This window comes from Yoonia sp. KMU-150, assembly GCF_056858355.1.
This window is the reverse complement of sequence record NZ_JBXEQF010000001.1, coordinates 1063301-1083488: the sequence shown is the minus strand read 5'-3', so window position 1 is coordinate 1083488 and position 20188 is coordinate 1063301. Positions and strand designations below refer to the sequence as shown.

The window sequence follows — 20188 nt, the reverse complement described above, 5'->3', positions numbered from 1 at the left end:
CGCTGCACGACAGCACCACATTACATCGTCGCCCGGCCGTCGCGCCGGGCAATCGTGCAATGGGATAAGCTGCGAATGGTTAGTCTGGTCTTGGGCCACCGCGCGGTGGCGCGGGCAACGGGATCAGGCCGACAAATCCGCCTCGACCAGTGCGACGCCGTTGATCTGCCAGCCGTCGCCGGTTTCGATCATTTCGTATTCGAGGAAATGCACGTTCCCGTCGGAATCGCGGAGCATGATCTTCTGCATCGGGCGTCCGTTGACCTCTCGCAGTTCCAGAAAGCGCACGGCATCGTTGTCCCAGACCATCGGATAACCGCGTTCGACCATCTGGCCGAAATTCTGCGGGTTGCCGAAAATGCCCTGAATGAACGGGCTGGCGAAAGTCCAGGCGGTTTCGACATCGCGGTCGTTGAAGGCGTCGAGCTGGCTGGAGATGACGTTTTCAATTGCGGCTGACGGCGTCGCGTCGTCCTGCGCGCGCGCGGCGACGGCCGCGAAACTCCAGATCGCCAAGATCAAAATCAGTAAACTGCGCATGTCGTCCTCCCGGGTGCGTCTTTCACTAGATACGGTCGCCGGGCAAATATGGTTTCATTTCCGGCGCGTCGTCGCCTTTGGCTTGAGGGTGCGGGCAAAAGCGACGGACCGCGCGAACCACGCCGCAAGCGCGTCCCTGTCGTCCAGCAACGCCTGCGACACAGCGACATAGCCGTTCATCACCGCGCCGTGCCGCAGCACCGGACTGTTGTCGTGATCCGCGCCATAAGCCACGATATCGTCACGCGACAGGCGGATGCACATTTCGCCGTCGGGTCCGACGAAGCTGAACATATTGCCGTTCAGGGCGGTATAGGCAGAGGTCTTGCCCTTGCGCTGCACATCGGGATGCGCGCTGATCAGATCGTCATAGACCGACACCACCGCAGCACGATCGAAAGACATGGCAGGGCTCCTTTGCTTGGCCATGTCTATCACGTTTCTTGTGTCGTGTCAGGCCTTGGCCAGCGCGTCGTCGATCAGGGCGATGGTTTCATCGACGCCGTAAAGTGCGATGAACCCGCCGAAACGCGGCCCCTGCGATGCGCCCAGCAGTACCTCGTAGAGTGCCGTGAACCATGTGCGCAGCGGGTCGAAGCCATGGTCCTTGCCGACGGCGAATACCATCGTCTGCAGGGCTTCGGCATCCAGCCCGCCATCCCACACCACCAGCCGGTCCGCCAGATCCTGCAAAGCAACCCGTTCCTGGGCCGTCGGCGCACGATAGACTTTCGCCGGCTTCACGAAATCATGGTAATAGCGCACGGCAAAGCCCGCAGCCTGATCCAGCTGCGGATGTGTTTCGGGCGATGCATCGGGGGCGTATCGCCGGATAAAGCCCCACAGCGCGTCTTTCTCCTCGGCCCCTGAAACGGAGGCGAGGTTGAGCAGCATCGCGAAGGGCACGACCATGTCCGATTCCGGCACGTCCTGTCCGTGGATATGCAGCACCGGGTTGTTGCATTTGCCCGCCGCGTCCTGCGTCGGGTAGGCGCGCAGCTGCTGGTGATACTCGTCCACCGCCTTGGGGATCACGTCGAAGTGCATCCGCTTGGCGGTCTTGGGCTTGAGATACATGAAATACGACAGGCTTTCGGTCGCGGCATAGGTCAGCCATTCGTCGATGGTCAGCCCGTTGCCGGAGGTCTTGGAAATCTTGTGACCATCGGCGTCAAGGAACAACTCGTAAGTGAAATGCTCCGGCTTACGCCCGCCCAGGATTTCGCAAATACGGTCGTAAATCGGCGTGTTGGTGCTGTGGTCCTTGCCGTACATCTCGAAATCGACATCGAGCGCGGCCCAGCGCGCGCCGAAATCGGGCTTCCACTGCAGTTTCACATTGCCGCCGGTGACGGGCAGCGTCATTTCATCGCCGGTTTCGTCATCGAATGTAATCGTGCCGTTCTTGGCATCCACATGCTTCATGGGCACATACATCACCCGCCCGCTTTCAGGATGGATCGGCAGGAAGATCGAATAGGTCTCGCGCCGCTCATCGCGCAGAGATTTCAGCATCACGGCCATGATTTCGTTGTACTTTTCGCAGGCGCGAAGGAGGACGTCATCGAACTGGCCAGAGCCGTAGAACTCCGTCGCGCTGATGAAATCATACTGGAACCCGAAGGTATCCAGGAAGGTGCGAAGCCGTGCGTTGTTGTGATGACCGAAACTTTCATGCGTGCCGAACGGGTCGGGCACGCGGGTCAGCGGGCGCTGCAGATGCTGCACCAGCAATTCCGGGTTGGGCACGTTGCCCGGCACCTTGCGCATCCCGTCAACGTCGTCGGAAAAGCAGATCAGCTTGGTCGGGATGTCGGAGATCATCTCGAACGCGCGACGGATCATCGTGGTGCGACTGACCTCACCGAAGGTGCCGATATGCGGCAGACCGGACGGACCGTATCCGGTTTCAAACAGCACGTAGCCCTTTTCGGGCGGTGCCTTTTCATACCGTTTCAGCAGACGCCGCGCCTCTTCGAAAGGCCAGGCCTTGGAGGTCATTGCAGCATCGCGCAGATTGGTCATGTCGATCTCTCATCCGGAATGAAGGCGCAGGGGCGCCGATAACCGGCTCTCCCTATTGCGCGGCGGTGCAAGGGTCAATAAATCCACGGGAAGAGTTGAAAGGATTTTCCCATGTCGCACGACACGCCGTTGACCGCACCCGATGCCCTCGTGGCATTGATGATCGCCGTGTCGGCCTCTGATTCCGATATCCGCACCGCCGAACTGGTCAAGATCAGCAATGCGATCAACATGCTGCCGGTCTTTGCCGGTTATGACGAGGCGCACCTGCCCCGCGTCAGCAATGTCGTGTTCGACCTGCTTGAACAGGAAGACGGGCTTGAGCGACTGTTCGCGCTGATCCGCGCGACGCTGCCCGAACGCCTGTTCGAGACGGCCTACGCGCTGGCCTGCGACGTGGCGGCCGCCGATGGTGTGATCGACGGGGCCGAGGCGCGGATGCTGGAGGAAATCCGCGACGAACTTGCGCTCGACAGGCTGCATGCCGCCGCGATCGAGCGTGGATCGCGGGCGCGCCACCTGACGCTTTAGGCACAGGATCAGGAACGATTTTGTGACCGCTACGTTATCTCCGTGAAACACGCATAACGGAGATTGAAAATGGAATATGGACTTCTGGGACTCATCATCCTGATCGCCGACCTCTATGCCATTTACCAGGTTTGGACGTCACGCACCGGCACCGCCGAAAAGCTGATCTGGACACTTGTGATCGTCGTGCTGCCCGTCGTGGGTCTGATCATCTGGCTGCTCGCCGGACCGCGCGGCAAAGCCGTAAACGTCTGACGTCAGCCAATGATACATTGAAAAGGGCGGCCTTCGGGTCGCCCTTTTTTCGTCGCAAACGTCCGTTAACTCCCATGACCGAAACCGCCGCCTGCGCGGCATCGCAATTTGAGAGGGAGAGCATCATGGCATTCGGATTTATGGGTCTCGCGTTGATTCTGGCCAATATCTACGCGGCCTATCAGGTCTTGCAGGCGAACATCGCGCAACCGGAAAAGCCGATCTGGATTTTCGTGATTTTCGCCCTGCCGATCCTGGGATTGATCATCTGGCTTCTTGCAGGGCCCCGCGCGAAGGCGACCTGAGCAGCCTAGCTTTCCTCGCCGTAAAGCAAAATCCAGCGTTGTAAAAGGCGCTGCTGCAGGCGACGTGCCCTGCGGTTCCAGCCTGCGGCCCCCGGTGGCTGGTCGTCGTCCGACAGTTTGCCGCGGGCGCGCGCCTCCGGCTCTGCCGCGAAAATCGCAAAGGCCAGATCGCGGCCGCTGGCCGTCCGCACGTAACCCGCCAGCGTCGTGACGAAATTGAGCGTTCCGGTCTTCGCACGCACTTCGCCCGGGAAATCGGGGATGTCGCGCCGCTCCGCATCGGTCATGGGTATCCATTTCATGATCGGGCGCAGGATCGTCTCCGCCCCCTCGGCAGTCAGCAGGGTGACCATGTCCTGTGCCGATATCGCGGATTGATCGCTCAGCCCGGAATGATCGGCGAACGTCGCCGTGATCCCGGCCCGGGACCGCGCCCACTGCGTCATGCCGATGGCGGATGTGCGCAGTCCGCGCACCTCTCCCGCACGCTCCGCCGTGGCCATCAGCCCGGCACCCTCTGCGGTGATGTTCGTCGAATAGAGCATCATCGCGCGCATCATCGCGCGCAGACCGGCGCTGTCGTGACCGACAATCTCGGTCGCGGTGGGCAGCGCGTCGACGATCCGGGGGTTCTTCAGCACGATCCCCTGCGCCCGGGCGAGCGTCTGGAACACGTCACCGGCATATAGCCGTGGATTGCGCACCGGCAGCCAGCGCGATCCCGCATCGCCCAACGCGCCGCGCGCCACCGTCCATTCGTCGATGTTGTCTTCCTGACGGTAGGTATAGACCGGCACGCGCCGGTCGATGACCTGCATCCGGCTGGTATAGGCGCGCGGCCGTACGGTTTCGCCACGGGCATCCATCGCGACGTCATAGCGGCCGCCCTGCCGTTTCCATTCGAAATGCACGCGGTTGAAATTCAGGTTCAATCCGCTGATCGCCGGGTTGTAGCCAAGATGGTCGGCCTGCTCCTCGTCGATCTCGTCGAGGTAAGGCAGCGCGCCGCCCCAGACGTGGAAATCGCCCTTTACTTCGCGCAACCCGCTGGCTTTCAGGTTGGCCACGAGGGCGACCAGCTCGTCGGTCACAAGATTGGGGTCACCGCCGCCGGCAAGGATCAGATCGCCGTCCAGCACGCCGTCGCTGATGGGACCCGTCGCCAGAACGCGGGTGCGAAACCGGAAATCGGGGCCAAGGCTTTCGAGCGCGTAGAGCGCGGTCACCGCCTTCGTCACCGAGGCAGGCGGCAGCGCCACCTCGCCATCGGTGGTCTCGAGCACCTCTCCGGTGCGGGCATCGGCCACGACGAACCCGACCGTGCCGCCAAGATCGGCCTCGGCCAGCATTTCGGCCGTGCTGACGCGGGCGAGGATCGGCAGATCGCTGCCGGGTCTGGCGACCGGGCGCAGCGACGTAAGCGGAGCCTCGGCAAGGGCGAGCGTCGCCACGCTGGTCAGGGCGGACGACAGAAGGGCGCGGCGGGTCAGGCGACTGGACATGGTCGCGACATTAATCAGATGCGCGGAGCGGGGGCAACGGCCCGCACGCGGCTTTGAGCGGCCGTGTGTTCACCATTCACCCCGCGCGCGGATCGCGCTGGAGGACTGCGGCGACATCGGCAGGTTGATGAAGCACCAGACCGGGGTCGGATGACGCCCCAGCGCCGCAGCGGCCCGGCCCCTGATCCGCGCGCCCCGAAAGGCACGCGCCGCCATCGACAACCGGGCGGGCAACCGGTCACCGGGGCGCGCCAGCACACCGACGGCCACGTTCTGCATGATCCAGCGCCAGTCCTGCCAGCGGTGGAACTGCACCAGATTGTCGGCCCCCATCAGCCAGACGAAGCGCACACCCGGGTAACGCCGCATCAGCGCCTTGAGCGTCTGCGCGGTATAGCGCGTGCCAAGTTGCCGTTCCACATCCGTGACCGTCACACGCGGGTCCTGCATCACGGCCTTCGCCGCCTGCATCCGTTCGGGCAAGGGGGCCGGGCCGCGGGCCTTCAGCGGATTGCCGGGGCTGACCAGCCACCACACACGATCCAGTGCGAAGCGCGACAGGGCCGCCTTGGTGATATGCACATGGCCTGCATGGGCGGGATCGAACGATCCCCCCAGCAATCCGATCACCTGACCGGGACGTGCTGTCGGCAAGCCCTGCACCGTTGCATTTCTCCACTTCCGTTGCCGTCCGACAAACACCGGCAGACAGGTAAAAGTAAACCCGTCAGGTCAGGTAGCGCATGAACGCGAACCGTCTGCTGTCGGGTGCCCAGCACGGCACATTGATCGTGCCCTGCCCGCCGCGCAGCCGGGTCAGCACCCGGGACGCCCCGCCGCGCGCAGGCATCAGACACAGCGCGACATCGCGGTCTCCGGGGTGTCCGGGCGTTCCCGGTGGGTAGGAAAGATAGAGGATATGCGCCCCGTCAGGCGATGGATGTGGGAACCAGTCGACGGTTTCGCCGTCGGTCATCCGTTCCGGTGCGCCGCCGTCGGGGGCGATGCGCCACAGATCGACGCCCTGCGCCGTCTCGCCGTTGAACCAGATATAGGCACCGTCCGGCGTGTAGTCGGGGCCGTCGACATGCGTGAACCCGCGGGTCAGGCAGGTCTCGTCCGCACCGCTCACCCCGGACGTGTAAAGCCTGACGACATCGTCGCCGCGCGCGCCCACATAGGCGATCCGCCCCCCATCCGGCGACCAGCCGTGCCACCATGACGGCACCGCTTCGGTCACCCTTTCGGGCTGGCCGCCCGATACAGGCAGCGTATAGATGCAGGACCCGTCCGTCCGGCTGCTGTCCGAGATCGCCAGCCGCGTCCCGTCGGGCGAGACCCCGTGGTCGTTGTTGCAGGAGGTGGCAAAGCCCGTGTCGATGATCTGCAGTGCCGGTGCGTCCAGGGGCACTCGGTATAGCCTGCCGTCGCCGTTCACGATCAGGAAGCCGCCCGGGTGCCAGTTCGGCGCCTCGATATGGCCCTCGTGGCGCAAAATAACGTCGACGGCACCGTTCAGGTCGCAGATGCACAGCTCGCTGATCATCGCAGGGGACCATGGGGCCGCATCCGGTTGCGCGCTGCCTCAGTCATCGAGTTCGGCGGATTGCGCCCAGAGGTTGATCTGCTCCTCGTCTGCGTATGTGTCGATTTCGGCCAGTTCCCCTGCAGTGAAGGTCAGGTTATTGATCGCACCGGCACAGTCGACGACTTGCGATGCTTTCGAAGCCCCAATCAAGGCGGTCGTGATGCCGCCGTCGCGCAGCACCCAGGCGATTGCCATCTGCGCCAGCGTCTGCCCGCGCGCCTCCGCGATCTCGTTCAGCTTGCGGATGTTGGCGATGGCCTTGTCGGTCAGCATTTCGGGAAACAGCGATTTGTTCTGGCTGGCCCGTGACCCATCCGGAATACCGCCCAGATATTTCTTGGTCAGCATGCCCTGCGCCAAAGGTGTGAAGGCGATGGAGCCGACGCCGAGTTCGGCAAGTGCATCCTTCAGCCCGTCGCGTTCGACCCAGCGGTTCAGCATATTGTACGATGGCTGATGGATTACACATGGCGTGCCCAGATCGTTCAGGATCGCCACGGCTTCGCGGGTGCGTTCGGTATTGTAGGAGGAAATCCCGGCGTAGAGCGCGCGGCCAGACCGCACGATCGTGTCGAGCGCGCCCATCGTCTCTTCCAATGGCGTGTCGGGGTCGAAGCGGTGGGAGTAGAAGATATCGACATAATCCAGACCCATCCGTTTCAGCGACTGATCGCAGGACGCGATCAGGTATTTCCGACTGCCCCATTCGCCATACGGCCCCGGCCACATACCGTATCCCGCCTTGGAACTGATGATCAGCTCGTCCCGGTAAGGCATCAGGTCCTCGCGCAGGATCGACCCGAAGGCATGTTCGGCGGACCCCGGCGGCGGGCCGTAGTTGTTGGCCAGATCGAAGTGCGTGATACCGTGATCGAAAGCGGTCAGGCAGATATCCCGCTTCGTCTCGTGCGGGGTATCGTGACCGAAGTTGTGCCACAGCCCCAGCGACACCGCCGGCAACCTCAGCCCCGACCGGCCACACCGTCGGTAGATCATGCGGTCATAGCGGTCGGGATCGGGCGCGTAGGTCATGATGGTCTCCTTGTTGCGGGCTTCAGAAACGCACCACTCAGGCGTGATGTCAAACGGGCGGCATTTGTCGTCAATCATTCCTGAACTTCTGCCCGCTAACCAAGGAAAGCACCTTCTCAACACAGCGACCAATTCGTGCAAGACCATGTGACCGACCAGATCGAACCGCCGGGTGACGGCGATGACGGTAGGTGCTGCGCACGAACGGCCGAGCATGAGCGTATGGTCGGGCGATACGCCAGTGACGGGATGCTGGTGCAGGCGCTGGACGGAACGATCCTCTGGGCCAACCCGGCCTATTGCGCGCTGATGGGGTACGACGCATCCGAAATCTTGGGACGCAACCCGCTGTCGTTCTGCCTGCCTGTGGATGAAACGCCGACAGCAAGGGCCATCGCCGATTTCCGCTACGATCCGCACGATCCGTCAGCCGCGCGGCTTGCGTTGTTCCGGAACCGGCGCAAGGACGGATCGCTGTTCTGGAACCAGATCAACCCGTCTTTTCACCGATATGCCGACGGCACCTGGGTCGTCATTCTTGTATGTCGCGATGTCAGCGCGCAAGTGCTCAAGGACCGGCAGTTGCAGCAGACCTCTGCCGATCTGGCGCGCCTCGCCTGCTATGACCCGCTCACAGGTCTGGCCAATCGAGCGGCGCTGATCGATTACCTCGACCGTCAGCTTGAGGGGGAGAGCGACGCGGCACTGGGGCTGATCCAGATCGATCTGGACAACTTCAAGGGTCTCAACGATCAGCACGGTCATGCGGCGGGCGACACGATGCTGACCCATGTCGCACGCCAGTTGCAGAACACGATGCGCACGGGCGACTTCGCGGCACGGATCGGCGGCGATGAATTTGTCGTGGCCTGTCCCGACATCGGGTCGCTGGCCGAATTGCAGATCCTCGGGGCCGCCCTCGCCCAGGCCATCGGGCAGCCATTGAACGCGGGCTCCGTCGTGCTGACCGGTCAGGTGTGCATCGGCGCGGCACTGGCGGATGAGGCCACGACCGACGCCGACGACATGCTGCGCCGGGTCGATTTTGCGCTGTCCAATGCCAAGCGACAGGGCACGGGCCGGGTCGTGGCCTATGACCACGACCTGCACGCCCGCCACGCGCAGGAGGTCCAGCTGGCCGAAGAACTGTCGCATGCGGTCGCCGAGGACGCACTCAGCTACTTTTTTCAGCCGACGATGTCGCTCGCCACCGGTCAGATCAAGGGGATGGAAACGCTGGTGCGGTGGCAGCATCCGCGGCTGGGTCTGATCCCGCCGGACCGGTTTCTGCCGCTCGCGCGCCGGCTGGGCCTGATGCCCGAGATCGACTTTGGCGCGATGTCGGCTGCAATCTCCCTGAAATCGGCCTTGACACGCACGGCGTTCCACCGGATCCGCGTCGGGTTCAACTGCTCCGCCGACCTGCTGCGCCATCCCGAATTCACGGCGCGCCTGTTGGGTCAACTGGCGCAGCAGCAGGTGGAGCCGCAGGACATCGTGATCGAGGTGCTTGAAACGGTGGTGTTCCACAACACCGCGCAATCGACCCCGCTGATCGAGACGCTGAGCACCCTGCAACGGCATGGCTTCACTACATTGCTGGACGACTTCGGCACCGGGCACGCCGGCCTTGCCCATCTCGCGCAACTGGCGATCAGCGGCGTGAAGATCGACCGCAGCATGACCAGCAAAATCACCGACGGTGGGACCGACGCCAAGATCATCGCGATGATCCTTGACCTGTGCAACGATCTTGGCCTTTATGTGGTAACGGAAGGCATTGAAAACGCACAGGAAGCTGCGGCTCTACTGCGTATGGGCGGTACCACGGTCCAGGGCTACTGGATCGCCAAACCGATGCCGCGCGATGAAACAATAGCCTGGCTGCAAACCCGCCCTGACCTGATGCCGCAGCTTGAAAATTCGGCAATTGCCCCGGTCCCACGCCGTCGCTATCTAGGGGAGAATTTCTGAACCCGAGCGGAGCAAGCAATGGCCAGCTATCAGTTTGTCTATTTCATGGACGGTGTGTCGAAAACCTATCCCGGCGGGAAAAAGGTGTTCGAAAACATCCGGCTGAACTTTCTGCCTGGGGTGAAAATCGGCGTCGTCGGCGTGAACGGCACGGGTAAGTCCACGCTGATGCGGATCATGGCAGGTCAGGACAAGGATTTCGCCGGCGAGGCATGGGCCGCCGAGGGCGCGCGCGTGGGCTATCTGCCGCAGGAACCCGAACTCGATGCCGGTCTGACCGTGCGCGAGAACGTGATGCTGGGCGTGGCGCCGAAAAAGGCGATCCTCGACCGCTACAACGAGTTGGCGATGAACTATTCCGAGGAAACCGCCGACGAGATGGCGAAGCTGCAGGACGAGATCGACGCGCAGAACCTCTGGGATCTCGACGCGCAGATCGACGTGTCGATGGAGGCCCTGCGCTGCCCCCCTGACGATGCGGATGTCACAACCCTGTCGGGCGGTGAAAAACGCCGCGTGGCGCTTTGCAAGCTGCTGCTCGAAGCGCCCGACATGCTGCTGCTGGACGAGCCGACCAACCACCTCGACGCGGAAACCATCGCCTGGCTGCAACAGCACCTGATCGACTACAAGGGCACGATCCTGATCGTCACCCACGACCGGTACTTCCTCGATGCGATCACCGGCTGGATCCTCGAACTCGACCGCGGGTCGGGCATCCCGCACGAGGGTAATTATTCATCGTGGCTGGAGGCCAAGGCCAAGCGGCTGGAGCGCGAGGCGAAAGAGGACAAGTCCAAACAACGCACGCTGGAGCGGGAACTGGAATGGATGCGGCAGGGGGCAAAGGCACGTCAGGCCAAATCCAAGGCCCGGATCAGCGCCTATAACGATCTGGCCAACCAGTCAGAGCGCGAAAAAATGGGCCGCGCCCAGATCATCATCCCCAACGGTCCGCGCTTGGGGTCAAAGGTGATCGCGGTCGAGAACCTCAAAAAGGCGATGGGCGACAAGCTGTTGATCGAGGATTTGTCGTTCGATCTGCCCCCCGGCGGCATCGTCGGCGTGATCGGCCCGAACGGCGCGGGTAAATCCACGCTGTTCTCCATGCTGACCGGACAGGCGCAGCCCGACGAAGGGTCGGTGGAATATGGCGACACGGTCAAATTGTCCTACGTCGACCAGTCCCGCGATGCCCTGTCGCCCGATGCGACCGTCTGGGAAGAGATCACCGGCGGCGCAGAGATTATCGAACTGGGCGATGCGTCGATGAACTCGCGCGCCTATTGCTCCGCCTTCAACTTCAAGGGCGGCGATCAGCAGAAAAAGGTCGGCCTGCTGTCGGGTGGTGAACGCAACCGCGTGCACATGGCCAAACTGCTGAAATCAGGCGGCAACGTTCTGCTGCTCGACGAACCGACGAACGATCTGGACGTCGAAACCCTGCGCGCGCTGGAAGACGCGCTGACCACCTTCGCCGGCTGCGCCGTGGTCATCTCCCACGACCGCTTCTTCCTCGACCGCATCTGCACACATATCCTCGCGTTCGAAGGCGACGCGCATGTGGAATGGTTCCAGGGCAACTTCGAAGACTACGAAGAGGATAAAAAACGTCGGCTCGGTGCGGACGCGATGGAGCCGAAACGGATGAAGCACAAGAAGTTTGTGCGATAGAGATGTTTCTTTTTAGGGGGCATTGAAATATCTTTTCCTTACGCCCACATCGGTTATGTCAAGGGAGATCGGCTGTGCCGATTGTTGGGCAGATGAGCAATTCCGTAAGGAACAATGCAATTCCAGTCCGCGAATTTGGAAGTGCTTAGCGGCGCTGTGTGAGCCTGTAGCCGGGCGTAGCTAAGGAGGGTCCGGAGCGAGTGACTCAATCCGGGGGGTCTTCCGCCAAGGCATGCCCGAGTGATCATAGGGTTAGCCTGAACTGCTATAAAGGGCAGTATAATCTACTGAGCGTATGAAATCGCTCGACCGGTCGAGCATCGCTTAAAGGCTAACGCCATGCGGTACTTTACCAAGCTGAAGGGACGAGTGAGTTATGACAACATTGTTGGAACTATCGCGCTCGTACTGACGATCCTGAGTTTCGTACTCTAGACGTTGGGCGGTCTTCGGACCGCCCTTCTCACTTCCGCTTCACAAACTCCGTCAAAATCACGATCCGCTGGCCGTCGACCTTCCCCTCGATCTGTCCCGCATCATCCGGCACCAGTGATATCCCGCGCACCGCCGTGCCGCGTTTGGCGGTGAACCCGGCGCCCTTGACCACCAGGTCTTTCACCAAAACCACCGTATCGCCATGGTCCAGCCGCATGCCGTGCGCGTCCAGATGCACGACTTCCGCCTGCCCTTCGGCGCGGGCCAGCACGTCTGGCTCCATCATCATGTTTGCGCGGGTTTCGACGGCCCAGGCCTCGCCGATCTCGCCCAGTTTGCGCCAGACGGCGATCTGCACACCGGGGTCCACCGACCAAGCCGCCCCTTCGAGGCAGCGCCAATGGGCGGCGTCGACCGGCACCTCGCCGCGGCAGGCGGGGCAAAGCAGCGCCTGATCCACCTCCGTCACGTCGACGGATTTCAGCCCTTCAACCGCGCCGCAAAACTCGCAAACGCCGCCCGCGCGGTCCATCAGTTCATCCCAACGCATCGCCAACTTTCCCGAACCAGCGGAACGCCGGGCCTGTTGCCGCGTTCATCCAGCAACGCCGTAACAAACAGGAGCCTCCCATGAAAGGCATACTTGCCTGGCTGATCGGCATCCCGATCCCGATCATCATCCTCGCCTACATCATTTTCTAGGCCGACCATGACAAGCAGCGTTCCGCCTGCCACAGGCGGGACCTGCGATTTACCTTGCGTTCGCATCCCGCAGCCCCCATATGCGCAGTGCAGACGTTACCTATCTCGACCACTGTTCTCCTTATCGGCCACAGTCTCTCGATCTAGCACTGACTACGCCAAGCTGCCGCACGATGCGGGCAGTCCTATATAAGGAAGACACACGATGGCTACTGGCACCGTGAAATGGTTCAACACTACCAAAGGCTTCGGCTTTATCGCTCCCGACGGCGGCTCCAAGGACGTGTTCGTCCACATCTCCGCAGTCGAGCGTTCCGGCCTGACCGGCCTGAAAGACGACCAGAAGGTCACATTCGACATCGAAGCAGGCCGTGACGGCCGCGAGTCGGCTGTGAATCTCGCACTGGCCTAAGTCTTTTCAGACTTGACGATTTTGGGGTGTCCGTGCGCGGGCACCCTTTTTTATTGGCTGGTAACGGCTTAGCGACCTGACCCGAGTGCAGCGGATTTATTGATTTCCGGTGCAATCGGAAGTAGCATGTTGACGCGACGTTACCTCTATCGACCACTGCACCTTCATCCGGCACAGTCCTTCGATCCAGGAATGTAAGCCAGCCCGCTGCAATCACGCGAGCGGTCAGAATGAAGGAAGATCGACATGGCTTCAGGCACTGTCAAATGGTTCAACGCCACCAAGGGATACGGATTCATCGCGCCAGACGGCGGTTCGAAAGACGTTTTCGTCCATATTTCTGCGGTCGAACGGTCGGGGCTGACCGGTCTGAACGATGACCAGAAGGTCACTTTCGACATCGAGGCCGGGCGCGACGGGCGCGAAAGCGCGGTCAACCTCGCCCTCGCCTGAGGTAAATTTCGGCCAACAAAAAAGGCGCAGGTGACTGCGCCTTTTTGCGTTCCGGTGGCTGTGCGTCCTAGTCTTCCAGCACGAACGTCACCTTCAGGATCACCCGGTACTCGGAAATCTTGCCGTTATCCACGGTCACCTTCTGGTCGGCGACCCATGCGTTGCGGATCGCCTTGAGCGACTTGGACGCGCGTTCGATCCCGTTCTCGACGGCGTCGTCGAACGACTTGGTGGATGAAGAAATGATCTCCGTGACTTTTGCGACTGACATGGTTGGTCCTCCTGTGTGTTTGAGATTAACACCCTAGGGTCAGGGTCCGTTCCAGTCCACCTCGGTTGCGGGCGCGACCACCAGTTGCCCGTCGGGAAACGGCTGCATCAGCGGCTTGCAGGTATCGGGATCGCCGGCGCACCACACGGCGATCTGATCTTCGCGCAAAATCACGCCCATCCGATGGTGGATATCGCGCACATCCGCCGACGGTGGGCAGGTCACGGTGGCGACCTGTGCGACTTCGGTCCCTCCGGGCGCACGCCAGACGTCGTAGATTGCAGCGAAATACAGCAGTGCACCGTCCTTGTGGCTGATCCGCCACGCCGTTTTCCGGCGCGTCTTGCCCGTCCACTCGTACCAGCCATCCACCGGGACGACGCAGTGCTGCACATCGGCAAAGGCGCTTTTGTCGAAAACGGTCTCCGACCGGGCGTTGACGATCGTCTCCATCACCGGGCGGCCACGCGCGTTCACCCGCCCGACCGGGATCATGCCCCAACGCATCATGCGCGGACCATCCGTCGTCAGCGTCACGACCTCCTGACCCGGTGCGATATTGTGGCGCGGCGGCTGCACGATGCCGGGCAACTCCAGATCGCGCGTCAGGAACAGCCGCCCCGGCATGTCAGTCTGCCGCCGTCCGGGCAAGCTCCGCGACAGCAGGCCCCAGCGCACCGACGATCACGTCGACCCCTTCGGCGTTCGGGTGGATGCCATCGGCCTGCATGAACTCCGACACGCCTTCCTGCATTCCGGCCGCCGCCGACAACCCGGCAAAGAAGCTTGGGACATAGGCCGTGTCGAATTCGGATGACAAATCGCGATACATGCCTTCGAACGCCGCCTTGTAGTCCAGCCCGTAGTTGCCGCCGACGACCAACCCGACGAGCAGCACATCAACGTCAGCAGCCTCTGCCTTTTCCAGGATCGCGCGCAGGTTCTGTCGGCTTACCGCCGGATCGAGGCCGCGCAGGTAATCGTTACCGCCCAGCGCCACGATCATCGCATCGACATCCGGCGTCAGCGTCCATTCGGTGCGCGACAGCCCGCCCGCCGTCGTATCGCCCGACACACCGGCATTGCGCACCTCGGCGTCGACGCCTGCGTCGTCCAGCCAGTCCTGCAACTGCGGCACGAACCCGTCCGCTGTGGGCAAGCCGTAGCCTGCCGTCAGGCTGTCGCCCAGTGCGGCGATCACGACCGTTTCCGCCTGCGCCACTTGCGCGCCCAGCACAAAGACAAAACCAAGGTTGCGCACCGCGCGTAGAACCCCATATCCAGATGCAACCGCCGCGCTGAAAGTCATAACCATGTCCGCTCCTGTTCTGTCCCTTTCAGATGTGTCGCTTTCGCTGAATGGCAACGCCGGGGTTGTCGATATTCTGCACGACATTTCGCTCGACGTCACGCGCGGCGAGATCCTTGGGCTGGTCGGGCCGAGCGGCTCCGGCAAATCCTCGCTGCTGATGGTCATGGGTGGGCTGGAGCAGGCGACGGCTGGCACGGTGACCGCGTTGGGTGAGTATCTGACAGCGCGGGACGAGGACGGTCTTGCTCGGTTTCGCCGCGATCACATGGGGGTCGTTTTCCAATCCTTCCACCTGATCCCCACGATGACGGCGCTGGAAAACGTGGCGACGCCTCTGGAACTGGCGGGTGTGAAGGATGCGTTCGACAGGGCCGAGGCCGAATTGGAGGCGGTGGGTCTGGCCCATCGCGCAGGCCACTACCCCGCCCAAATGTCGGGCGGCGAACAGCAGCGCGTCGCATTGGCCCGCGCATCCGCCCCGCGCCCGTCGATCCTGCTCGCGGACGAGCCGACAGGCAATCTGGACGAGGCCAACGGCACCGCGATCATCGACCTGCTGTTCGGTCTGCGCGACAGGCACGGGGCCACGCTGATCATGGTGACGCACGCGGCATCGCTGGCGCAGCGCTGCGACCGGGTGATCCGCCTGCGCGACGGGCGCGTCGACACCGCAACCGAAGCGGCATGAGCCTGCGTCTCGCCGCAACCTTCGCCCGGCGGGAGCTGCGCGGCGGCCTGCGCGGATTCCGCGTGTTTCTCGCTTGTCTGGCGCTGGGAGTCGCCGCGATCGCTGCCGTCGGCACCGTGCGCGCGGGCATTCAGGCCGGTCTGGAACGCGAGGGTGCGGCGTTGCTGGGCGGCGATGCAGAGGTCGAATACACCTACCGCTTTGCTCGCGACGATGAACGCGCGTGGATGGAAAGCATCGCCGATACGGTATCGGAAACCGTCGATTTCCGCTCCATGGTGGTGGCAGGCGAAGACCGCGCCCTGACACAGGTGCGAGCCGTCGACAGTTTTTATCCGCTCGTCGGGCAAGTGACGCTCGAACCCGCCATGCCGCTCGATACGGCGCTCGCCGACCGGGGCCTTGTCATGGAACGGCTGCTCGTCGACCGTCTCGGCCTGAAACCCGGCGATACGGTCAGCCTTGGCGAACAGCAGTTCACTCTGCGCGCCGTGCTGGAACGCTACCCCGACAACGCCGCCGCCGGTTTCGGCCTTGGCCCGCGCAGCATAGTGCTGACCTCCGATCTGGAAGGCTCCGGTCTCATCGTGGAAGGCACGCTGTTTTCCACACAATACCGGCTCGACCTGCCGGAAGATGCTGATCTGCAAGCATTGGAAGACAGCGCCGAGACCCAGTTCAAGGACAGCGGTTTGCGGTGGCGCGACAGCAGGCGCGGTGCGGGCGGCACCGAACGGTTCGTGGACCGGATCGGCGCGTTCCTGATCCTGATGGGCCTCAGCGGGCTTGCCGTGGGCGGTGTCGGCGTATCGGCTGCCGTGCGCGCCTATCTTGCGGGCAAGACAGGCACCATCGCCACACTCAAAACGCTGGGGGCCACGCGGCGCACGATCTTTCTGACCTATTTCCTGCAGGTCGGTCTGCTGACCCTGATCGGCGTCGCCATCGGGCTGGTGCTGGGGGCCGGTGTGCCGCTCCTCGCCGCTCCTCTGATCGAGGCGCGCCTGCCGATCCCAGCGGAATTCACGCTGCAGGTCCGCCCGCTGGCAGAGGCGGCACTCTACGGCATCCTCGCCGCGCTGATCTTCACGCTCTGGCCACTCGCCCGCACCGAGGAAGTCCGCGCCGCCACCCTGTTCCGCGACGCACTAGGCAGCAGCCGCAGCCTGCCCGCCATGCGCTACCTGATTGCGACCGCCGTGCTGCTTGCATTGCTCGTCGGGGCCGCGATCTGGTTTTCTGGCAATGCATTCCTAACCCTCTGGACCACCGGCGGCATCGTCGCGGCGCTGGCGATCCTCGTGTTCGCCGCGACGCTCGTCCGCCTGATCGCCCGGCGCGGCAAACGCCCGGCCCGGGGGCGTCCGATCCTGCGCTGGGCATTGGGTGCCATGGGTGACCGGTCGGGCGAAACAGTGTCCGTCGTGCTTTCATTGGGGTTGGGGCTGGCGGTACTTGCAACCGTGGGCCAGATCGACAGCAACCTGCGCCGCGCCTTTACCGAGGAACTGCCGCAGGACGCGCCCAGCTATTTCTTCGTCGACATCCAGCCGGACCAGATCGCGGGCTATACCGAACGGCTGGAAAGCGATCCCGCCGTGACCGATTTCGAAACCGCACCTATGCTGCGCGGCATCATCACGACGATCAACGATCAGGACGCGGCAACCTTTGCCGACAACCACTGGGTCGTCACGGGCGACCGCGGCATCACCTATGCCGACACAATCCCCGACGGCACGATCATCACCGCAGGCGAATGGTGGCCCGCAGATTACGACGGCCCGCCGCTGATCAGCTTTTCGGCAGAGGAGGCCGCGGAAATGGGCCTGTCCATCGGCGACGTGATGACCGTGAATATCCTGGGCCGCGATATCACCGGCACGGTCAGCAGCTTTCGCGAGGTCAGTTTCGAGGATGCGGGCATCGGTTTCGTACTGGCGATGAACGCGGGCGCGCTGGCGGGTGCACCGCACAGCTGGATTTCGACCGTCTATTCCGAACCGGAGGCCGAAGCGCAGATCCTGCGCGACCTCGGCAGCGCCTATCCCAACATCACGGCAATCCGCATTCGCGACGCCATCGACCAGGTCGTCGTCATTGTCGGCGGGATCGCGCAGGCCACGCGCTACGGCGCATTGGTGACCCTGCTCGCCGGTTTTCTGGTGCTGATCGGGGCGGCGGCGGCGGGCGAGCGCAGCCGCACCTACGAGGCCGCCGTGCTCAAGACGCTAGGTGCCTCGCGCGCCCGCATCATGGCCAGTTTCGCCCTGCGCGCCGCCCTGCTCGGGCTGGCGGCGGGTGTGGTGGCGCTGGGCGCGGGCATCCTCGGCGGTTGGGCGGTATCGACCTACATCATGGAAACCTCGTTCAGCGTGGTCTGGTCCAACGCCCTGCTGATCATCGGCGGCGGCATCGCCGCGTCTCTGCTCGCCGGTCTGGCCTTTGCCATCCGCCCGCTGGGCGCCAAACCCGCACAGGTGCTGAGGGCGCGCGAATGACCGATCCACAGTTCTTCGGTTACGGCAGTCTCGTCAATCTGGCGACGCATATCTACGAAAACCCGCGCCCTTGCCGCCTGCCCGGCTGGCGGCGCGTCTGGCGCGACACGAACCACCATGCGCAAAAGGCCACGCTGTCGGTCACCGCTGAACCGAATGGCCTGATCGACGGTGTCGTGGCCTCTGTTCCCGCGGGCGACTGGCGCGCGCTCGATGCGCGCGAGGCGGGCTACACGCGGCAGACCGTCACCAACCCGCAATCAGGCACGCCGCTGGCGATCTACGAGGTGACGGGGCAGAACGAAACGCCACCCACCGGCCCCTACCCGATCCTGCTCAGCTATCTTGATGTGGTCGTGCAGGGATTTCATCAGCTTTACGGGGCCAAGGGCGTCGCCGGTTTTTTTGCGACGACGGACGGCTGGGACCGGCCCGTGCTGAACGACCGCGAGGCACCGCTTTATCCGCGGGCGCAAAAACTGAGGGCAGAAGAAACCGTGCTGGTCGATGCCGCGATCGCCGGGATGGACCTGACATTGCTGGATCACACGCCCTAGCGGCGCAGGTGCAGGAGTTGCAGCAACCGGCTTTGCCGCCCGAAGGGCTGTTCATCCGGCGTTGTCTGTGCCGCCATGACCCGCCGCGCGAGCATGAAGGCGATCAGCGCAAAGACAGCACCCCCAACCGCCTGCCCGATCAGCACGCCCGGTGCGCCGAACCACGCGGCCCCCAGCAGCACGAAAGGCACGGTGCCCAAAGTGTGCCGCCCCCAGTTCACCCAGGTCGAATAGAACGGATGCGCCAGATTGTTGAATGCCGCGTTCGCCACGAAAATCACGCCGTTGAAGAAGAAGAGCAGCGACAGCGGACCCGCGAACAGGAACACCAGCGTCAGCGCCAAACCGTCCAGCTGGAACAGCGCCTGCAGCGCGGGGCGTAGCAGGAACAGCAGGAGCGACATCAAGACGACGACCAAACCGGTAAAGATCAAACCGTCGCGGAACGCGCCGCGCACCCGGTCGGGCGAACCCGCCCCCGCATTCTGTCCGATGATCGGCCCGACCGCCCCCGACATCGCAAAGATCACGCCGAACGCCACCGGCGTGATCCGCGCGACGATAGCCATGCCGGCCACCGCATCCTCGCCATAGGCCGCCATGGATCGGGTGACGTAGGCCTGTCCGATGGGGGTCGCCAGTTGCGTCAGGATCGCGGGGAAGGCGATGATTGCGACAGGCTGCAGATCCACCGTCAGCGTCTGCCACGTCGGCCTGTCGAACCCGCCGTAATGCCGGATCAGCGGCAACAGCGCCGTGGCGGCGATGACCATCCGCGCCGCCACGCTGGCCAGCGCCGCACCCGTCAGTTCCAGATCAAGGCCAAAGATCAGGATCGGATCGAGCACGGCATTCATCAGCCCGCCATAGAGCGTCGCCATCATCGCCCGGCGCGCATCGCCATGCGCCCGCAGGATCGCCCCGCCGACCATGCCGACCATCAGGAACGGCAGCGACGGCACGATGATCCGCAGGTAACTGACCGACAGATCCAGCGTCTCTCCGCTGGCCCCCATCAGGCGCGACAGCGTGCCAAGGTTCATCCAGACGAGCGCAGCGAATACAGTACTGAACACCACACCCCAGATCAGCGCGTTGGTGGCACGGCGGCGTGCCAGCACGGAATCGCCCGCCCCTAACGCCCGCGCTACCAGTGCGCCCGCCGCAATCGCCATGCCGATCCCGAATGAGGTCGTGAAAAACAGGATCGCCCCGGCATAGCCGATGGCCGCCGCAAGTTCCGCCTTGCCCAGCATCGCGATGAAGATCATGTCGATAAAGTCGACCGCAAAGACCGCCATCAACCCGACGGACGCCGTCAGCGACATCACCGTGATGTGCCGGAACAGATTGCCGGTCACGAATTTGGCCTGGGTCTCGGACATCTGCGGCACCTTTCGCGGAACGCGGCAGGCGACCACGTTTCGCGCG

General features: G+C 63.2%; 22 protein-coding genes. 10 read left to right on the top strand and 12 right to left on the bottom strand.

Annotation, left to right across the window (positions count from 1 at the left end):
- Positions 1-123: 123 nt before the first annotated feature.
- From AC04PH_RS05220 to AC04PH_RS05210, 3 genes are read right to left on the bottom strand one after another with little or no spacing between them, the layout of a single operon-like run.
- Positions 124-540 (bottom strand): DUF4864 domain-containing protein, encoded by a 417-nt coding sequence (locus AC04PH_RS05220; RefSeq protein ID WP_483064684.1) that lies wholly within the window; start codon positions 538-540, stop codon positions 124-126.
- 54 nt (positions 541-594) lie between these two features.
- Complete coding sequence (locus tag AC04PH_RS05215; protein ID WP_483064683.1) at positions 595-945, bottom strand: hypothetical protein; 351 nt, start codon at positions 943-945, stop codon at positions 595-597.
- A 48-nt stretch (positions 946-993) separates the two neighbouring features.
- Positions 994-2565, bottom strand: coding sequence for a lysine--tRNA ligase (locus AC04PH_RS05210; protein ID WP_483064682.1), 1572 nt, complete (start codon positions 2563-2565; stop codon positions 994-996).
- A gap of 111 nt (positions 2566-2676) precedes the next feature.
- Here AC04PH_RS05210 and AC04PH_RS05205 point away from each other — a divergent pair, with 111 nt between their 5' ends.
- The 3 genes from AC04PH_RS05205 to AC04PH_RS05195 all read left to right on the top strand — a co-directional run bounded on the left by AC04PH_RS05205 (position 2677) and on the right by AC04PH_RS05195 (position 3656).
- The gene (locus tag AC04PH_RS05205; protein ID WP_483064681.1) at positions 2677-3096 is read left to right on the top strand and encodes a tellurite resistance TerB family protein; all 420 of its coding nucleotides are present in this window, start codon (positions 2677-2679) and stop codon (positions 3094-3096) included.
- Between the two features lie 69 nt (positions 3097-3165).
- A complete protein-coding gene (locus AC04PH_RS05200; RefSeq protein WP_483064680.1) occupies positions 3166-3351 on the top strand; it encodes a PLDc N-terminal domain-containing protein in 186 nt (61 codons plus the stop codon).
- Positions 3352-3476: 125 nt separating this feature from the next.
- Positions 3477-3656: a PLD nuclease N-terminal domain-containing protein gene (locus AC04PH_RS05195; RefSeq protein WP_483064679.1), complete on the top strand. Its 180-nt coding sequence runs from the start codon at positions 3477-3479 to the stop codon at positions 3654-3656.
- 5 nt (positions 3657-3661) lie between these two features.
- On the opposite strand, the gene dacB is transcribed toward AC04PH_RS05195, so the two are convergent.
- From dacB to mgrA, 4 genes are all read right to left on the bottom strand, one after another.
- A complete protein-coding gene (gene dacB / locus AC04PH_RS05190; RefSeq protein WP_483064678.1) occupies positions 3662-5158 on the bottom strand; it encodes a D-alanyl-D-alanine carboxypeptidase/D-alanyl-D-alanine endopeptidase in 1497 nt (498 codons plus the stop codon).
- A 69-nt stretch (positions 5159-5227) separates the two neighbouring features.
- On the bottom strand, positions 5228-5821 hold the full coding sequence (locus AC04PH_RS05185) for a nicotinate-nucleotide adenylyltransferase (protein WP_483064677.1): 594 nt from the start codon (positions 5819-5821) through the stop codon (positions 5228-5230).
- 64 nt (positions 5822-5885) lie between these two features.
- Positions 5886-6704, bottom strand: a complete 819-nt coding sequence (locus tag AC04PH_RS05180) for a TolB family protein (protein ID WP_483064676.1) — start codon at positions 6702-6704, stop codon at positions 5886-5888.
- Positions 6705-6743: 39 nt separating this feature from the next.
- Entirely contained in the window at positions 6744-7778 is a 1035-nt protein-coding gene (gene mgrA, locus AC04PH_RS05175) for an L-glyceraldehyde 3-phosphate reductase (RefSeq protein ID WP_483064675.1), read from the bottom strand.
- A gap of 135 nt (positions 7779-7913) precedes the next feature.
- Between mgrA and AC04PH_RS05170 the strand changes: the two genes are divergently transcribed.
- Positions 7914-9752: a putative bifunctional diguanylate cyclase/phosphodiesterase gene (locus AC04PH_RS05170; RefSeq protein ID WP_483064674.1), complete on the top strand. Its 1839-nt coding sequence runs from the start codon at positions 7914-7916 to the stop codon at positions 9750-9752.
- Positions 9753-9770: 18 nt separating this feature from the next.
- A complete protein-coding gene (ettA, locus tag AC04PH_RS05165) occupies positions 9771-11426 on the top strand; it encodes an energy-dependent translational throttle protein EttA (RefSeq protein ID WP_483064673.1) in 1656 nt (551 codons plus the stop codon).
- A gap of 463 nt (positions 11427-11889) precedes the next feature.
- Here the strand turns inward: ettA and AC04PH_RS05160 are convergent, their stop codons facing one another.
- Positions 11890-12411, bottom strand: coding sequence for a PhnA domain-containing protein (locus tag AC04PH_RS05160; protein ID WP_483064672.1), 522 nt, complete (start codon positions 12409-12411; stop codon positions 11890-11892).
- Positions 12412-12768: 357 nt separating this feature from the next.
- Between AC04PH_RS05160 and AC04PH_RS05155 the strand changes: the two genes are divergently transcribed.
- Both AC04PH_RS05155 and AC04PH_RS05150 read left to right on the top strand, forming a co-directional pair.
- Positions 12769-12975, top strand: a complete 207-nt coding sequence (locus tag AC04PH_RS05155; RefSeq protein WP_483064671.1) for a cold-shock protein — start codon at positions 12769-12771, stop codon at positions 12973-12975.
- Positions 12976-13221: 246 nt separating this feature from the next.
- Positions 13222-13428, top strand: coding sequence for a cold-shock protein (locus tag AC04PH_RS05150; protein ID WP_483064670.1), 207 nt, complete (start codon positions 13222-13224; stop codon positions 13426-13428).
- A gap of 67 nt (positions 13429-13495) precedes the next feature.
- On the opposite strand, the gene AC04PH_RS05145 is transcribed toward AC04PH_RS05150, so the two are convergent.
- Genes AC04PH_RS05145 through AC04PH_RS05135 form a run of 3 tightly spaced genes read right to left on the bottom strand, consistent with a single transcriptional unit; the run spans position 13496 to position 15014 of the window.
- The gene (locus tag AC04PH_RS05145) at positions 13496-13699 is read right to left on the bottom strand and encodes a dodecin family protein (protein WP_483064669.1); all 204 of its coding nucleotides are present in this window, start codon (positions 13697-13699) and stop codon (positions 13496-13498) included.
- Positions 13700-13738: 39 nt separating this feature from the next.
- Entirely contained in the window at positions 13739-14326 is a 588-nt protein-coding gene (locus tag AC04PH_RS05140) for an SOS response-associated peptidase (protein WP_483064668.1), read from the bottom strand.
- Between the two features lies 1 nt (position 14327).
- The gene (locus AC04PH_RS05135; protein ID WP_483064667.1) at positions 14328-15014 is read right to left on the bottom strand and encodes an arylesterase; all 687 of its coding nucleotides are present in this window, start codon (positions 15012-15014) and stop codon (positions 14328-14330) included.
- Between AC04PH_RS05135 and AC04PH_RS05130 the strand changes: the two genes are divergently transcribed.
- The 3 genes from AC04PH_RS05130 to AC04PH_RS05120 are packed head-to-tail and all read left to right on the top strand — an operon-like array spanning position 15013 to position 18757.
- Positions 15013-15699 carry an ABC transporter ATP-binding protein gene (locus tag AC04PH_RS05130; protein ID WP_483064666.1) on the top strand — a complete coding sequence of 229 codons (687 nt, stop codon included), beginning with the start codon at positions 15013-15015 and terminating at the stop codon, positions 15697-15699. The genes AC04PH_RS05135 and AC04PH_RS05130 overlap by 2 nt on opposite strands.
- The gene (locus AC04PH_RS05125) at positions 15696-18200 is read left to right on the top strand and encodes an ABC transporter permease (protein WP_483064665.1); all 2505 of its coding nucleotides are present in this window, start codon (positions 15696-15698) and stop codon (positions 18198-18200) included. The genes AC04PH_RS05130 and AC04PH_RS05125 overlap by 4 nt, the downstream gene beginning before the upstream one ends.
- Positions 18197-18757: a gamma-glutamylcyclotransferase family protein gene (locus AC04PH_RS05120; protein WP_483064664.1), complete on the top strand. Its 561-nt coding sequence runs from the start codon at positions 18197-18199 to the stop codon at positions 18755-18757. Before AC04PH_RS05125 ends, AC04PH_RS05120 begins: the two co-directional genes overlap by 4 nt.
- Here the strand turns inward: AC04PH_RS05120 and AC04PH_RS05115 are convergent.
- The gene (locus tag AC04PH_RS05115) at positions 18754-20142 is read right to left on the bottom strand and encodes an MATE family efflux transporter (protein ID WP_483064663.1); all 1389 of its coding nucleotides are present in this window, start codon (positions 20140-20142) and stop codon (positions 18754-18756) included. The two genes, AC04PH_RS05120 and AC04PH_RS05115, sit on opposite strands and share 4 nt — an antisense overlap.
- Positions 20143-20188 lie beyond the last annotated feature (46 nt).

Excerpts from the sequence above, each read along its gene's own strand:
- AC04PH_RS05115 (WP_483064663.1), bottom strand. The coding sequence starts at position 20,142 with ATGTCCGAGACCCAGGCCAAATTCGTGACCGGCAATCTGTTCCGGCAC.
- ettA (WP_483064673.1), top strand. The coding sequence starts at position 9,771 with ATGGCCAGCTATCAGTTTGTCTATTTCATGGACGGTGTGTCGAAAACC.
- AC04PH_RS05145 (WP_483064669.1), bottom strand. The coding sequence starts at position 13,699 with ATGTCAGTCGCAAAAGTCACGGAGATCATTTCTTCATCCACCAAGTCG.
- AC04PH_RS05180 (WP_483064676.1), bottom strand. The coding sequence starts at position 6,704 with ATGATCAGCGAGCTGTGCATCTGCGACCTGAACGGTGCCGTCGACGTT.
- AC04PH_RS05160 (WP_483064672.1), bottom strand. The coding sequence starts at position 12,411 with ATGCGTTGGGATGAACTGATGGACCGCGCGGGCGGCGTTTGCGAGTTT.
- AC04PH_RS05125 (WP_483064665.1), top strand. The coding sequence starts at position 15,696 with ATGAGCCTGCGTCTCGCCGCAACCTTCGCCCGGCGGGAGCTGCGCGGC.
- AC04PH_RS05150 (WP_483064670.1), top strand. The coding sequence starts at position 13,222 with ATGGCTTCAGGCACTGTCAAATGGTTCAACGCCACCAAGGGATACGGA.
- mgrA (WP_483064675.1), bottom strand. The coding sequence starts at position 7,778 with ATGACCTACGCGCCCGATCCCGACCGCTATGACCGCATGATCTACCGA.
- AC04PH_RS05210 (WP_483064682.1), bottom strand. The coding sequence starts at position 2,565 with ATGACCAATCTGCGCGATGCTGCAATGACCTCCAAGGCCTGGCCTTTC.
- AC04PH_RS05220 (WP_483064684.1), bottom strand. The coding sequence starts at position 540 with ATGCGCAGTTTACTGATTTTGATCTTGGCGATCTGGAGTTTCGCGGCC.
- AC04PH_RS05215 (WP_483064683.1), bottom strand. The coding sequence starts at position 945 with ATGTCTTTCGATCGTGCTGCGGTGGTGTCGGTCTATGACGATCTGATC.
- AC04PH_RS05135 (WP_483064667.1), bottom strand. The coding sequence starts at position 15,014 with ATGGTTATGACTTTCAGCGCGGCGGTTGCATCTGGATATGGGGTTCTA.
- dacB (WP_483064678.1), bottom strand. The coding sequence starts at position 5,158 with ATGTCCAGTCGCCTGACCCGCCGCGCCCTTCTGTCGTCCGCCCTGACC.
- AC04PH_RS05120 (WP_483064664.1), top strand. The coding sequence starts at position 18,197 with ATGACCGATCCACAGTTCTTCGGTTACGGCAGTCTCGTCAATCTGGCG.
- AC04PH_RS05205 (WP_483064681.1), top strand. The coding sequence starts at position 2,677 with ATGTCGCACGACACGCCGTTGACCGCACCCGATGCCCTCGTGGCATTG.
- AC04PH_RS05195 (WP_483064679.1), top strand. The coding sequence starts at position 3,477 with ATGGCATTCGGATTTATGGGTCTCGCGTTGATTCTGGCCAATATCTAC.
- AC04PH_RS05130 (WP_483064666.1), top strand. The coding sequence starts at position 15,013 with ATGTCCGCTCCTGTTCTGTCCCTTTCAGATGTGTCGCTTTCGCTGAAT.
- AC04PH_RS05200 (WP_483064680.1), top strand. The coding sequence starts at position 3,166 with ATGGAATATGGACTTCTGGGACTCATCATCCTGATCGCCGACCTCTAT.
- AC04PH_RS05140 (WP_483064668.1), bottom strand. The coding sequence starts at position 14,326 with ATGCCGGGGCGGCTGTTCCTGACGCGCGATCTGGAGTTGCCCGGCATC.
- AC04PH_RS05155 (WP_483064671.1), top strand. The coding sequence starts at position 12,769 with ATGGCTACTGGCACCGTGAAATGGTTCAACACTACCAAAGGCTTCGGC.